This window comes from Pseudomonas tritici (genome assembly GCF_014268275.3).
Lineage (GTDB): Bacteria > Pseudomonadota > Gammaproteobacteria > Pseudomonadales > Pseudomonadaceae > Aquipseudomonas > Aquipseudomonas tritici.
This window is the reverse complement of sequence record NZ_CP077084.1, coordinates 3,666,480-3,679,818: the sequence shown is the minus strand read 5'-3', so window position 1 is coordinate 3,679,818 and position 13,339 is coordinate 3,666,480. Positions and strand designations below refer to the sequence as shown.

General features: G+C 59.6%; 13 protein-coding genes and 1 pseudogene. 5 read left to right on the top strand and 9 right to left on the bottom strand.

Going from position 1 to position 13,339, the window contains the following annotated elements; translation table 11 throughout:
- Nucleotides 1-13: 13 nt before the first annotated feature.
- From HU722_RS16485 to HU722_RS16470, 4 genes are read right to left on the bottom strand one after another with little or no spacing between them, the layout of a single operon-like run.
- Nucleotides 14-400, bottom strand: coding sequence for an ectoine synthase (locus HU722_RS16485; protein WP_065872864.1), 387 nt, complete (start codon nucleotides 398-400; stop codon nucleotides 14-16).
- 12 nt (nucleotides 401-412) lie between these two features.
- Nucleotides 413-1,534, bottom strand: a complete 1,122-nt coding sequence (locus tag HU722_RS16480) for an acyl-CoA dehydrogenase family protein (protein WP_083213992.1) — start codon at nucleotides 1,532-1,534, stop codon at nucleotides 413-415.
- A complete protein-coding gene (locus HU722_RS16475; RefSeq protein ID WP_065909524.1) occupies nucleotides 1,527-2,519 on the bottom strand; it encodes a hypothetical protein in 993 nt (330 codons plus the stop codon). Before HU722_RS16475 ends, HU722_RS16480 begins: the two co-directional genes overlap by 8 nt.
- Before the next feature lie 17 nt (nucleotides 2,520-2,536).
- Nucleotides 2,537-4,072 carry a class I adenylate-forming enzyme family protein gene (locus tag HU722_RS16470; protein WP_083213977.1) on the bottom strand — a complete coding sequence of 512 codons (1,536 nt, stop codon included), beginning with the start codon at nucleotides 4,070-4,072 and terminating at the stop codon, nucleotides 2,537-2,539.
- A 565-nt stretch (nucleotides 4,073-4,637) separates the two neighbouring features.
- On the opposite strand from HU722_RS16470, the gene HU722_RS16465 reads away from it, so the two are divergent.
- Together HU722_RS16465 and HU722_RS16460 are read left to right on the top strand one after the other, a co-directional pair.
- Nucleotides 4,638-5,345, top strand: coding sequence for a winged helix-turn-helix domain-containing protein (locus HU722_RS16465; RefSeq protein WP_049713020.1), 708 nt, complete (start codon nucleotides 4,638-4,640; stop codon nucleotides 5,343-5,345).
- Nucleotides 5,346-6,623 (top strand): ATP-binding protein, encoded by a 1,278-nt coding sequence (locus HU722_RS16460; protein WP_065872868.1) that lies wholly within the window; start codon nucleotides 5,346-5,348, stop codon nucleotides 6,621-6,623. It begins immediately after the preceding gene.
- A 22-nt stretch (nucleotides 6,624-6,645) separates the two neighbouring features.
- Here the strand turns inward: HU722_RS16460 and HU722_RS28890 are convergent.
- Both HU722_RS28890 and ampC read right to left on the bottom strand, forming a co-directional pair.
- A pseudogene (locus tag HU722_RS28890) lies at nucleotides 6,646-6,729 on the bottom strand (MipA/OmpV family protein); the annotation flags it as partial.
- 19 nt (nucleotides 6,730-6,748) lie between these two features.
- Nucleotides 6,749-7,891, bottom strand: a complete 1,143-nt coding sequence (ampC, locus tag HU722_RS16455; RefSeq protein ID WP_065890887.1) for a class C beta-lactamase — start codon at nucleotides 7,889-7,891, stop codon at nucleotides 6,749-6,751.
- Nucleotides 7,892-8,022: 131 nt separating this feature from the next.
- Between ampC and HU722_RS16450 the strand changes: the two genes are divergently transcribed.
- Nucleotides 8,023-8,898 (top strand): LysR family transcriptional regulator, encoded by an 876-nt coding sequence (locus tag HU722_RS16450; protein WP_065872870.1) that lies wholly within the window; start codon nucleotides 8,023-8,025, stop codon nucleotides 8,896-8,898.
- Here the strand turns inward: HU722_RS16450 and yghX are convergent.
- Together yghX and HU722_RS16440 are read right to left on the bottom strand one after the other, a co-directional pair.
- Complete coding sequence (gene yghX / locus HU722_RS16445) at nucleotides 8,895-9,782, bottom strand: YghX family hydrolase (protein ID WP_065880647.1); 888 nt, start codon at nucleotides 9,780-9,782, stop codon at nucleotides 8,895-8,897. The two genes, HU722_RS16450 and yghX, sit on opposite strands and share 4 nt — an antisense overlap.
- Before the next feature lie 43 nt (nucleotides 9,783-9,825).
- Nucleotides 9,826-10,320: a PaaI family thioesterase gene (locus HU722_RS16440; RefSeq protein WP_049713028.1), complete on the bottom strand. Its 495-nt coding sequence runs from the start codon at nucleotides 10,318-10,320 to the stop codon at nucleotides 9,826-9,828.
- Nucleotides 10,321-10,453: 133 nt separating this feature from the next.
- On the opposite strand from HU722_RS16440, the gene HU722_RS16435 reads away from it, so the two are divergent.
- Entirely contained in the window at nucleotides 10,454-11,008 is a 555-nt protein-coding gene (locus tag HU722_RS16435; RefSeq protein ID WP_065890889.1) for a YceI family protein, read from the top strand.
- On the opposite strand, the gene HU722_RS16430 is transcribed toward HU722_RS16435, so the two are convergent.
- Nucleotides 11,005-11,895: a DMT family transporter gene (locus HU722_RS16430; RefSeq protein WP_065890890.1), complete on the bottom strand. Its 891-nt coding sequence runs from the start codon at nucleotides 11,893-11,895 to the stop codon at nucleotides 11,005-11,007. The two genes, HU722_RS16435 and HU722_RS16430, sit on opposite strands and share 4 nt — an antisense overlap.
- A gap of 90 nt (nucleotides 11,896-11,985) precedes the next feature.
- Here HU722_RS16430 and HU722_RS16425 point away from each other — a divergent pair, with 90 nt between their 5' ends.
- Nucleotides 11,986-13,311, top strand: coding sequence for an aminotransferase-like domain-containing protein (locus HU722_RS16425; protein WP_065890891.1), 1,326 nt, complete (start codon nucleotides 11,986-11,988; stop codon nucleotides 13,309-13,311).
- Nucleotides 13,312-13,339 lie beyond the last annotated feature (28 nt).

Here is a 13,339-nt window from a genome sequence, read left to right as displayed (position 1 = left end):
AACTGACAGCCGATCAATAGCTTGAGCCAGAGGTGTCGCTGAGGTTGTGGCGCTCATCGCCCCTGAGCGGCGGGTTGAACACACTCACCAGTACCAGGTCCTCGTCCTGACCACCGCGCAGGTAATGGCGGTCATGCTGGTCCAGCACATACATGTCCCCTGGGCGGATCTGATAGACGTTGCCGTTCATATCTTCAACCTCACCGTTACCTGCAATGCAATAACAGGCTTCCAAGTGATTACGGTAATGCAGCAGAGACTCGGTGCCTGCGCGCACGACGGTATGGCAGACGGTATAGCCCATCTGGTCTTTTTCCGTCAGCAGGCGGTGGCTGGTTCCAGCACCCCACTCAACAAAGTGGGCGGTGTTTTCAATATCGGCTTTGCTGCGAACAAACATCGTCGTCTCCCGTTAATGATTTGAGGCTAAAAGGGGGGGGTGGAGCGCTGAAGCAGCACTGGCGAGCATGGCTGAATCCCAATGCACGTCACGGTGCGCGGCCATTGTTTGCAGGTCGCGCCAGTGGCGATGCAACGGATTGCCGGTGGTCATCAACGAGGCGCCACTGTGTTCTACCAGTCGGTGTACGGCTTCAACGCATTGGCGGGCGAGGTAGCTGCGATCACGCTTGAGGGCTGACAACTGGCTCTCGCTGAGTGAGCGCAGTGCCTGACCTGATTCGTCCAAACGATTGACCAGTGAATCAAACAGCGCACTGGCCGCCGTCAACTGCGCGCCACTGTGGGCTACCCGCTCAAGGGCCACCGCCGAAGGTGGAGTAGTTTGCTGCGCGAGCGCCTGGAGATGGAGGTCGTACGCCCCCTCCGCGCAGCCCAATAGCGGGCCTATGATCGAGGTCGTGATGAACGGCACGATGGGCACGCTGTAAAGGTAATCCGACCCGGTGCCCGCCGGTCGTGCACCGAACACCTCTTGAAGCGGGAAGACTTCGTGATGAGGCACCAACAGCTCTGGTGTTACGACATCATGCGAACCCGTGGCGCGCATGCCTATGCTGTCCCAGGAGTCGAGAACAGTGACACCTTGCTTCGCTACGACAATCAGGAAGCGCTCGCTGGCGTCGGCCGTAGGAGGGTTCGCGCAGGGTGCATTCAGAATCAACCACGTCGCGTGTTCAATGCCAGAACTGAATCGCCAGCGCCCACTGACACGCATGCCCCCAGGCTCAATGGATAATCGACTGTCCGGGCCTGCCGATGCAGAGGCAAACAACTGTGTCGTGCCGCCGTCGTAGAGTTTCGCCTCAAACGATGGATTCAAGCGCGCTGCGATGGCGGCGTGTCCTCCCACCAAGCTGATTAACCAGCCTGTCGATGCACATGCCCTGGCCGCTATCCTTGATGAACGAACCAATGCTGGCCAGCCGGGTTTCAGCGGTTTGGCTCTGCGGGGGCAAACCAGGTTCAGCAAACCGCTTGAGCGCAACTCACCCAGTGTTTCGTCGCTCAATCTACGGCTTTTATCCGCAAGGGCAGCCCGCTCGCGCCACTGGGATAGATAAACGTCAGGCATCGAGAGCGTCCCCTTGCGGCTGTTTGCCAAGGGACGCATTTTCGAAGCAGAAGCCGCCGGGCTGATTGACCGGGCCTAGCAGTTCGAGGAAGTGCTCGATGTGGTTCTGATCGTCTGATGCGACGAATTCGCAGAAATTGGTGCTATTCCATAGCAGGAAGACGTGCTTGAAGTGCCGCTGAAGGGCTGCAACCAGAGCCTCCTTGCGGACTTGTCCGTTTTCCATCTGATCGAGCATTTGTCTGCGCTTCCACTCGATTTCTTCGACGGTGAAATAGCGCGTCTTGAAGCGTTTATCCTTGAGCGCTTCCCGGCGCAGATATTCCTCAGGGTCGGCGTGATTGAGTTTTTCCAAGAAGAACGCCAGGCCGCCCGGCTTGAGCAGCGGTTTGATATGACTGAGCTGCAGGTCGCGGTCCTGAGTGTAGAACTGGAATGCAGCGGTTTCGTAGAGGTAGTCGAAACCCTCGGCAAACCGTTGATAAGGCGCCGAGCTGAGCAACGACGGGGTGACCTTGAAGAACGATTGTGGGTAGAACAGTGAATGCTCAGGAGAGGCATACCGATCAAAGGCGATCTGATTGGCGCGGTTGGGCGAGCACGTCAGTGTCTGAACCAAGCCGCGAGAGTGGGCCGCCAGCGCGCGGCCATTGCTGCCGTCGAAGGCATCGACTTCAAAAAAACTGAAGTGTTGCGCCTGTCCGGTGCGGCGGGCGTTGGAAAGTCGGGTCAGCGCCACACCAATTCGCGCCATCTCCTCGAGAATGTACGGGACGCTGGCCAGGAAGTGCGAAAACAACGGGCCGGCATCAGCCACCAATTGATCGTGGTAGGCAATGACATCGACGTCCGCGATGGTATCGCGAAGATGGCTGGTGAGTGGCTGGGAAGGAACCTGGGTCGAGCCGGTGGCCAGGCTGTGAAAGTGCTCGGCCAACTTGAACATTGAACTGTTTTCTAATGCTGCGTCGTACGGCGGGTTCATCGTATCGCTCCTTGATTTCAAGCCAAGCCTTTACCGGTGGTCTTTCCGGAATCGGTTTGAGGCAACGCATCCATGAATGCCCATTGCGCCGGGACCATGTGCCAGTCCATCAGCCGTTTGCAATGCTCCTTTAATGCGGCTTCGCAAGTTGAATCGTGGTCTCGTTCCAGTACTACAAATGCCTTGGGCAAAAAACCCGCAGACTCGTCGGCTACCGGCATTACAACCACTTGGGCGACGGCGGGGTGGGAGGCCAGGCACTGCTCTATCTCGCGTGGGTTCACATTCCATATGTTGCGAGCAAATACATCATCCTTGCGCGCTATATAATAGAGAAAGCCTCGGTCGTCTTTCTTGAAAAGGTCGCCTGTGCGATAAAGTCTCGCTTCACCGAATACGTGTGTTTTTATGGCTGAGTGAGTGGCTTCAGGCATTTGCCAATATTCAAGCATCAAGTAATCACTGGTCACCCAAAGTTCACCGATAGTGTTCGGCTGTGTTATTTGTTCGCCGTCATCATTGACAATGAATACGCGAACACCGGGCAAAGCCTTGCCAACAGAAGTAGGGCGTCTATCAATTTCTTCAGGTGGCAAATAACTGACGCGTTTGCATTCAGTCAGACCATAATTGGAGAAGATTTGAACGTCGGGAAGTGCAGCGCGAATACGTTCTATATGACGGGAATACAACGGCTGACCGCTGCTGGAAATATAGCGCAGCGTGGGCAGTTGCTGTCGCCAGTGCTCTTTGGTCGCGGCAAGCAGGAAAAATATGGGCGGGAAGACGTGCATGCCGGTTACGCCTTCACGTTTCACCACTTCAAGAACATCGTCCGCATCTGTCGGTGGCAAGCTCTCAATGACCGATGTGCCGCCGAAGTACAAGGGCATCAAGATGTTGTACACGCCGTAGTCAGAGGCCAATGTGGAATAGCTGAGGATCACATCGTCCGGCGTGTTGTTCAGATAAGCGGTAACGGCGCTTGTCGCCGCGGCCATGATGCGATGGTTGACCACCACGCCCTTCGGGTTGAAGGTGGAGCCGGACGTATAGAAAATCGACGTGATGCGAGTATCGTCCTGCAGGTCGGGAAGTGCGGCCGCCTGAGTGTCCGGTGTCGATACTGCACGGTCCAGAGAGACTATTTCCGGGTGCAGTGTTTCATCGTTGCCGATCAGAATGATGCGATCGACATCGGTTTCCAGGTGCAGCGTTTCCAGGGCATTGCAGCCTTGGGTGATCAGAACTTTCGCGCCAGTATGCTTGAGCTGATACACCAGTTTTTCGCGGCTGTAAGTCGGGTGTGTGGCGGCGGTAATAGCACCGGTACGCAGGACGGCGAGATAGGCCGCGATCAGGTCGAAGCAAATCGGGGAATACAGGGCGACGCGATCTCCCGGATGAACGCCGTTGGCGACTAATACATGGGCTATTTGTAGCGTCCGTGTGCGAAGCATTTCATAGGTGTAACGGATTCCATCAACAACGACAGCGCACTTTTCGGGGTGTTTTGCCGCGATCTTCTCGATGACGTCGTGATACAAGAACATGAAAGGCTACCTGCATTCAATAATACAAATAATATAAAGAAGGTCAGCGCCGTTAGCGCGAATCTCTGAGCTAGATTATTGGTCTGTTGAATAAAGGGTGGTCGACAAAGTTATTGCGATAGATAAAATCGAGAAGTGGCACGATATCAGTTCCTTTGATATTTATTTTAATTGTCATCCATGAACTTTCGCGAAGAGGACTTGCTGAAAGTACACGGATAGTTTCATTTGAGTTGTAAGGCTGTCAACGGTAGCACGGTTGGTTTTTTGTCACGGCGTGGTGACAATATAGGGGGCGAGCCTGATAAATGTTAGAGGTGAAATTTCCTGATTAGACGTGAGCAACGGCTGTCAGAAAAAACCACGGTCACTCGTAAAAACGACGACGGTGGCCGGTGATTGACGCGTTAAAAAATACACGCGAAATGTTAAAAACTCTTAAAAACATGAAGTTTCTCTGAAAACTTCGGTGAAAGCCGGTTTCTGTCAGGCTCGGTGGCCTCTTCGGCCCAGCTTGCCACCTATAATGCTCGATCTTCAATCCGCTTCCGCACACTGAGAACTTATGGAAAACCTGGGGTTGGGCAAGGTCTTGCTCGTTGAGGACGACGAAAAGCTGGCAGGGCTGATCGCGCACTTTCTGTCACAGCATGGTTTCGAGGTGCGCGTGGTGCATCGAGGCGATGAGGCTCTGGCGGCGTTCCTGGACTTCAAACCGAAGATTGTCGTGCTTGACCTGATGCTGCCCGGCCAGAGCGGCCTGCATGTGTGTCGCGGGATCCGCACGGTGTCCGACACGCCTATCGTGATCCTGACCGCCAAGGAAGATGACCTGGACCACATCCTCGGCCTGGAGTCTGGTGCCGACGACTACGTGATCAAGCCGATCAAGCCCCCGGTGCTGCTCGCACGCCTGCGCGCCCTGCAGCGGCGGCAGGCGCCAGAGCCGACGGTGCGCGGGGCCCTCGCTTTCGGGCGGTTGGCCATCGACCGCAGTTGCCGGGTGGTCAGCCTGGGGGATGACAAGATCGACCTCACCACCATGGAATTCGAGCTGTTGTGGCTGCTGGCGAGCAACTCGGGGACGATCCTGTCCCGTGATGACATCCTCAACCGCATGCGCGGTATCGCGTTCGACGGCCTCAACCGCAGTGTCGATGTGTACATCAGCAAACTGCGCGGCAAACTCAACGACAACCCGCGCGAACCGGTGTGCATCAAGACCATCTGGGGCAAGGGCTACCTGTTCAATCCGTTTGCGTGGGAGGTCTAGATGCTGCGGCTCTATATCCGCCTGTACATCATCCTGGCGCTGGGCCTGGCGGGGGCAATCTGGCTGGTTAACTACACCTTCGATGAGTTGCTCCCCGAGGCCAACGAAACCTATAACCGCGAAGCCCTGCGCGGCCCCGCCTATGGCCTGGTCGAGCAATTGCGTCCTGTGCCGGCCGAGGCGCGCGAGGTGCGCCTGAGCGAATTGCAGCAGCATTACGGTCTGCGTCTGGACTTGGTGCAGCGCGATGAGTTGGCGCTGAGCCAACGCGAGCAGCAATTGCTCGCGGCCGGGCAATTAGTGGTACGTGGCGACTTCATGGAGTTCATCGCCAATATCGATGGCGGCCCCCAACTGCTCAATATCAAGCTGCCTGAAGAGCCTAAATGGTTGTACCTGTGGGCCTACGGCCTACTGGGATTGAGCTTGGCAATCGTGCTGTATTTCTGGGTTCGTCCGCACTGGCGCGACCTGGAGCATATTCGCCTGGCTGCACAGCGTTTCGGTGACAACGACCTCAGTTCCCGCATCCTGCTGCCACGCCGCTCCACCGTGCGCGAGCTGGCGGGGCACTTCAACCAGATGGCCGAGCGCATTGAAAGCTTGATCGCTAACCAGCGCGAGCTGACCAACGCCGTGTCCCACGAGTTGCGCACGCCGATTGCGCGCCTGTCGTTCGAACTCGACCAGCTCAAGCAACAGACCGACCCGCGCCAGCGCGGCGAATTGATCGCGGACATGTACGCTGACCTCGGCGAGCTGGAAGACATGGTCTCCGAGCTGCTCACCTACGCTAGCCTGGAACGCGGTGCCACCCAGGTCACCCGCGAGCGCATCGAAGCCCACAGCTGGCTCGACAGTGTGATCGGCAGCGTGGCCCTCGAAGCCGAAGCGGCCGGCATTCAACTGTCGCTGCGTACGTGCGAAGTGGACTTTATTCAGATCGAGCCGCGCTTTATGGCGCGAGCGGTGATCAACCTGCTGCGCAACGCGATCCGATACGCCGAGCGCCGTGTGGAGGTGTCGCTGGTCAAGTTCGGCAGCGGCTATGAAGTGCGGGTGTGTGATGACGGCCCCGGTGTGCCGGAGGAGGGCCGCTCGAAGATCTTCCAACCCTTCATGCGCCTCGACGCCAGCCGCGACCGTCGCACCGGCGGCTTCGGCCTTGGACTGGCGCTGGTACAACGGGTGTCGCAGTGGCACGGCGGCCAGGTGCAAGTGCTGGATTCGGAATGGGGCGGGGCGTCGTTCCGGATGACGTGGGCGTACGCCGATTAACAACACTACAGTTGCTCCTGCCCTGGCCGGTGGTGACGTCGTACCCGGTCTGCAGGTCGTTACGGTCGCCAAAATGGCTGTTGAGGCTGGCATCGACGGAACCGTAAGCGCGGTGGAAGCAAACTTCAGTTATCCATAGCGCTCAGAATCGCATGCGCCACCTTCACGCGTTCGGCGTTCGGGTAGTTCTTGTTCGCCAGGATCACCACGCCTATATCCTTGGCTGGCACATACGCCACGTAGGCACCGAACCCGGCGGTAGAGCCAGTCTTGTTGAACAGGACCTGAGCACGATGCGTCTGAGCAGGTTTCAGCCAGTTGACCTTGTGCGGGTTCATCGCCATTGGGGTGGAGTTGCCGTCAAGCAACGCTTGCAGCGTGATCGGGTAAGGGTAGGACTCCCAGCCCAGGCCCTGGGTCATGCCCTTCACGGTGTAGTAGCCGGTATGAGTGGTGGCGATGGCTTGCTGCAGCGCTTTTTCCAGGGTGTCCGGGTGCATGTTCGCGATGACGTAACGCGCGAGGTCCTGGGTGCTGGTCTTGACGCCATAGGCTTCGCTGTCCAGCGCGCCGGGGCTTACGCGAACCGGTTTTTGATCCTTGTCGTAGCCCTGGGCATAGAGGCCTGCCTTGTCGGCAGGCACACTCACGTAAGTGTTCTTCAAGCCCAGCTTGGGCAGCAGGGTTTTTTCCATCGCGTCGTTGAAGGGCTGACCGAGGCTTTGCGCGGCGATGTAGCCAAACAAGCCAATGCTCGGGTTGGAGTAGAGGCGCTGTTCGCCGGGCGCGTATTTGGGTTTCCAGCGCTGGAAGTAATCGAGCATGGTCTCGGCGCTGTCGGCCGCGTCGGGAAACTGCAGCGGCAGCCCACCGGGTGTGTAGGTGGCCAATTGCAGCAGGCTGATGCTGTCAAAAGCGCTGCCGCGCAGGCTGGCCACGTGTGCGCTGGCCTTGTCCGAAAGCTTGAGCGTGCCGATGGCCTGGGCGTAGCCGCCCAGAGTGGCGTTGAAGGTTTTGCTCAATGAGCCGATTTCAAACAGGGTGTCTTCGGTAACCGGCTGCTGGGTGTCTTTGGCGGCAACGCCATAGTTAAAGTATTGCACCTGGCCTTTATCCACCACGGCAACCGACAGGCCAGGAATGTTCTGTTGCTGCATCAGCGGTGCAACACGGCTGTCCACGAGCGTGCGCAGGTCGGTGGCGGCCATACAGGTGCCGGAGCCCAACAGCAAGGTTGATAGCACAATTTTTTGTACGTGATGGTTCATGGCAATTTGCTTCCATTTCGATGATGCACTGATGATCAAGGCCTGCGCAGGCGCCGCAAATCTAGGTGGATTTTGTTCCCTCGGCAAACGATGATATCTCAGGCCAGTCATTAGAAATTTTAGGGTCAAGCATGTTGCGCTCCCATCTGCCCCTCAACGCACTGCGTGCCTTCGAAGCGTCGGCTCGCCACTTGAGCTTCACCCGCGCGGCCATTGAGTTATGCGTGACTCAGGCAGCGGTCAGCCATCAGGTCAAGAGCCTGGAAGCACAACTTAATGTCACATTATTCAAGCGTCTGCCTCGAGGCTTGATGCTCACCCGTGAAGGCGAAACCTTGCTGCCGGTGGTGCGTGAGTCGTTCGACCGCATCGCCCAGACGCTCAGCCAGTTCGAAAGCGGGCACTACCGCGAAGTGCTCACCGTGGGCGCAGTCGGCACCTTTGCGGTGGGCTGGTTGCTGCCACGCCTGGCGGATTTTCACGCGCGTTACCCCTTTATCGACCTGCGGTTGTCCACCCACAACAACCGTGTCGACGTGGCCGCCGAAGGCCTCGACTACGCGATCCGCTTTGGCGCGGGAGCCTGGCACGGCACCGATGCCTGCGAACTGCTGGAAGCGCCCCTCACCGTGCTTTGCGTGCCGCAACTGGCCGAGCAACTGCACACCCCCACTGACCTGTTGAACCACACGTTACTGCGCTCCTACCGCGCTGATGAGTGGAGCCTGTGGTTCCAGGCCGTCGGTCTGCCCGCCGACACCCTGGTGCCGCGCAGTATCGTGTTTGATTCCTCGTTGGCAATGATGGAAGCGGCCTTGCAAGGAACGGGGGTGGCATTGGCGCCAGCGATGATGTTTTCGCGGCAGCTGGAGCGTGATGTGATTCGCCAGCCGTTCGACGTCGGCATCACCACCGGCAGCTATTGGCTCACGCGATTGCAGTCGCGGGCCGAGACGTCGGCGATGCTCGTCTTCAAGGGGTGGTTGCAAGAGCGGGTCCGTGGTTAAGCCAAGTACTTGCGAAACCATCCCAACGTTCGTTCCCATGCCAGATTCGCCGCCGCCTCGTCATATCGCGGCGTCGAGTCGTTGTGAAAACCATGGTTGGCGCCCTTGTAGATGTACGCCTCATAGTTCGTGCCTGCAGCCTTGAGTGCCGTTTCATACGCCGGCCACCCCTCATTGATCCGTGTATCCAGCTCACCGAAATGCAGCATGATCGGCGCCTTGATCCGTGGCACGTCGTTGGCCTCCGGCTGGCGCCCATAGAACGACACCGCCGCGCCCAATTCCGGATAGGCCACGGCTGCCGCATTGGTCACGCCGCCGCCGTAGCAGAACCCGGTGATGCCGACTTTGCCGGTGCTGCTGTCGTGGTGCATCAGCCATTCGATAGCGGCGAAAAAATCGTTCATCAGCTTGGTCGGGTCAACCGTCTGTTGCAGCGCCACGCCTTTTTCGTCGTTACCGGGGTAGCCGCCCACCGAGGTCAGGCCATCCGGCGCCAGGGCGATGAAGCCAGCTTTGGCCAGGCGCCGGGCGACGTCTTCGATATAGGGGTTGAGGCCACGGTTTTCATGCACGACCACCACGGCGGGCAACTTGCCCGCGGCCTTGGCCGGGCGCACCAGGTAGCCGCGCACGGTGCCGTTGCCTTTGGGCGAGGGGTAGGTGATGTAGTCGGCAACGATGTCCGGGTCGGTGAATTTTACCTGTTCGGCCAGCGCGTAGTTGGGGCTGAGGGCTGCGAGCAGAGCCGAGGCGGTGAGGCCACCCAAGGTGAACAGCGCGGCGCGGTCGAGAAATTCGCGGCGGTTGATCTTGCCGTGGGCGTAGCCGTCGTAGAGTTCCAGCAGTTCGGGGGCAAAGTCTTTCGCGGTGAGACGAGTCATCGGTGCATCCTCGATTAGCGGTGGCAGTCAATGTAGATCAGGATCAGCCCTCACGCCCATGGGCGGCGGCTGCCAATTGGCCGGTATCGACGCGCACGAAAACCGAGTCGCCCATGGCGGTGAGCACGTCACCCGCGTACACCTCGCAGATCACGCGGGTCTTGCGCCCCACGTCGCCCTCGACCCGTGCGCGCAGGGTGAGGGTGACGCCCATGGGCGTTGGCTTGATGAATTTGATGCCCAGGTTGCCGGTCACGCAGTCGATGCGGGGCAGGCTGCCGGGTTCGCGCCCTTCGGCGCGGTAGTGGTAGGCCATGGCGGTCCAGTTGGAATGGCAGTCGACCAACATGGCGATCAGGCCGCCATAGACCAGGTCGGGCCAGCCGCTGTATTTTGCTTCGGGCATATGCTCGGCGATCAGGTGGATGCCGTCCGTGTCCCAACGGCTCTTGATATGCAGGCCGTGGGGGTTGCTGCCGCCGCAGCCGTAGCAGATGCCGTCCGGCGCGGTGAGGTCCTGAAGCGAAGGGGCGTGCATGGAGCGTCCTTATTATTCTGGGGCGACTACTCTGTTTAGCAGGACAAACGCCTGATGGGAACAAATCCCTGTTACAGAGTGTTAGCTCGGTACCTGTGTCTTTTCCTCTGCGGAGCGTTGCATGAAACGTCGAATGTCCCCGGTCGCCATATTGGTCCTGATCCTAGCTTTCTATTCCAGCGCCCAGGCGGTGGAGTACAACGACGTCAACCGCACCGCCAGCCAGATCAGTTTTACCTATAAACAGTTGGGGCAGCGGGTGTACGGCACCTTCAGTGAGTTCGAAGGCACCTTGACGTTCGATACGCAAAAGCCGGAAGCCGGGCATGCATTGCTCAAGATCCAGCTTGCCAGCATCGACGCCGGTAGCCCGGACGCGAATGACGAGCTGCAGCGTGCGTCGTGGTTTGACACCGCGACCTATCCAGTGGGCGTTTACGAATCCACCGGCGTCGCGGTCCTGGGGGATAACCGCTTCAAGATCAGCGGCAACCTGACCATCAAAGGCACCACACGCCCGGTGGACGTCGACGTGGTGCTCAAGGAGCAAAGCGGTATCGGCGTGTTCGACGGCGAATTCATCCTCAAGCGCGGCGATTTCAAGATCGGCGAGGGCGAGTGGGCCGGCAACAGCGTGGTGTCGAATGACATCAACATCAAGTTCAAGATGGTCGCGCCGCAGCGTTAACGGGCGAACTTCTTCGCGCCCGCCACGCAGCCGATCACCGCGACCGTCACCAGCACCATGCCCAGGCTGACCTGCTCATGCAGCAAGCCCGCCGCCAATGCCAGGCCGAAAAACGGTTGCAGCAACTGCAACTGGCCGACGGCGGCAATGCCCCCCTGAGCCAGGCCGCGGTACCAAAACACAAAGCCGATCAACATACTGAACAACGCCACATAACCCAGGCTCAGCCAGGCCGACAGGCTAATGCCGCGCAAGCTTGGCGGTGCCAGGAGCAGGCTCAAGGGCAGCACCACCGGCATCGCCACCACCAACGCCCAGCAGATCACCTGCCAGCCGCCCAGGCTGCGCGACAAGGTGGCGCCCTCGGCGTAACCCAGGCCGCAGACCAACACTGCCAGCAACATCAGCAAATCGCCGGCGGGTGCGGCGGTCAAACCCTGGGCGACGGCATAACCCATCACCAATACGCTGCCCAGGATCGAGAACAACCAGAACACTGGACGCGGGCGCTCACCACCGCGCAGTACGCCAAACACCGCGGTCGCGAGGGGGAGCAGGCCGATAAACACGATGGAGTGGGCCGAGGTCACGTACTGCAGCGCCAGTGCGGTCAGCAGGGGAAAGCCGATCACCACGCCAAGGGCAACGATCGCCAGGGGCATCCATTGGTCGCGCGCGGGGCGTTTTTCCTTGAACAGCCCCAGCAGGCACAACCCCAGGCTGGCGGCGATGGCGGCACGGATCATGGTGAGGAACACCGGGTCGAACTCCATCACGGCCAGGCGCGTGGCGGGCAACGAGCCGCTGAAAATCACCACGCCGATAAAGCCATTGATCCAGCCTTGGGTGCGGGTATCCAGGGTGCTGAAGGGGGATGTACGTTCCATGAGGAGGCGCCCGAAGAATGAGGGGTTGCATCGAAGCCATCCTAGGGGCGAGCATTAGGACAATCAAAAAATTGTCATGGATACATCCTTATGCCACGCGCCCGCTACAAGTCGCTGGTCGACACTTTTGCCGAGGGCATCCGTTCGGGGAAAATGCCGCCGGGTACGCGCCTGCCGACGCACCGGCAACTGGCCGCCGATCATGGCCTGGCGCTGGTGACCGCGAGCCGGGTTTATACCGAGCTGGAGGCCATGGGGCTGGTCAGCGGTGAAACCGGACGCGGCACCTTTGTGCGCGAGATCTCGCTGCCGCCAGGGCAGGGCAGTGGGCAGATGACGGTTGCGGCGGGCATGCTCGACCTCAATTTCAACTATCCCTCATTGCCGGGCCAGGCTGACCTGTTGCGCACGGCGTTACGCCAGTTGGCGCTGTCCGGCGACCTCGAGGCCCTGTTGCGTTACCAGCCTCACGCAGGGCGTTTGCATGAGCGGGCTGCCGTCGCACGGCATTTACTGAGCCGAGGGCTAACCGTAGAGGCCGACCAGGTGCTGCTGGTCAGCGGCGCCCAGCACGGCTTGGCGGTGACGATGATGGCGTTGCTCAAGCCGGGGGATGTAGTCGCGGTCGATGCGTTGACCTATTCCGGGTTCAAGGTGCTGGCCGAAACCCTGCACTTGGAAGTTGTCGCGATCCCGGTTACGCCCACCGGCACCGACCTGAACGCCTTGCAAAACCTGTGTCGCAAACGCCCGGTGCGCGCCGTGTACAGCATGCCGACCCTGCACAATCCCCTTGGCTGGGTGATGGACAGGGACCAGCGCGAGCAGTTGGTCTCCATCGCCCGGCAGCACAATCTGATGATCATTGAGGACGCGGCCTACGCGTTCCTGGTCGAAAACGCACCGCCACCCGTGGCGACCCTGGCGCCGGAACGCACGGTGTATGTGGGCGGGCTCTCAAAAAGTGTCGCGACCGGTTTGCGCGTGGGGTTTGTCGCGGCGCCGAGTGACTGGGTTAAAGCACTTGAGCGCACCATCATGGCCACCACCTGGAACGTGCCCGGTGTCATGAGCGCCATTGCCGTGGCGTGGATCGAAGATGGCACGGTGGCGCAACTGGAAGCGCAAAAGCGCCGGGATGCCCAGGCGCGGCAAGCCCTGGCGGCGCAGGTGTTGAAAGGGCTGGCCTACACCAGCCATCCCTCATCGTATTTCTTGTGGTTACCCCTGCCGGAGGACGCGCGCGCCGACCAGATCGCCATGGCCTTGCAGTGCGAGAATATCTCGGTGTCCACCGCCGAGCCGTTTGCCGTCACGGCTTATGTGCCGCACGCGCTGCGCCTGGCGCTGGGTTCGGTGGACATGTCGGCGCTGCGCGAGGCATTGCTGACAGTGCGCAAGGTGGTGGAGTGGTGAGCCGGCGCACGCGGCTCACCGCTGGCCA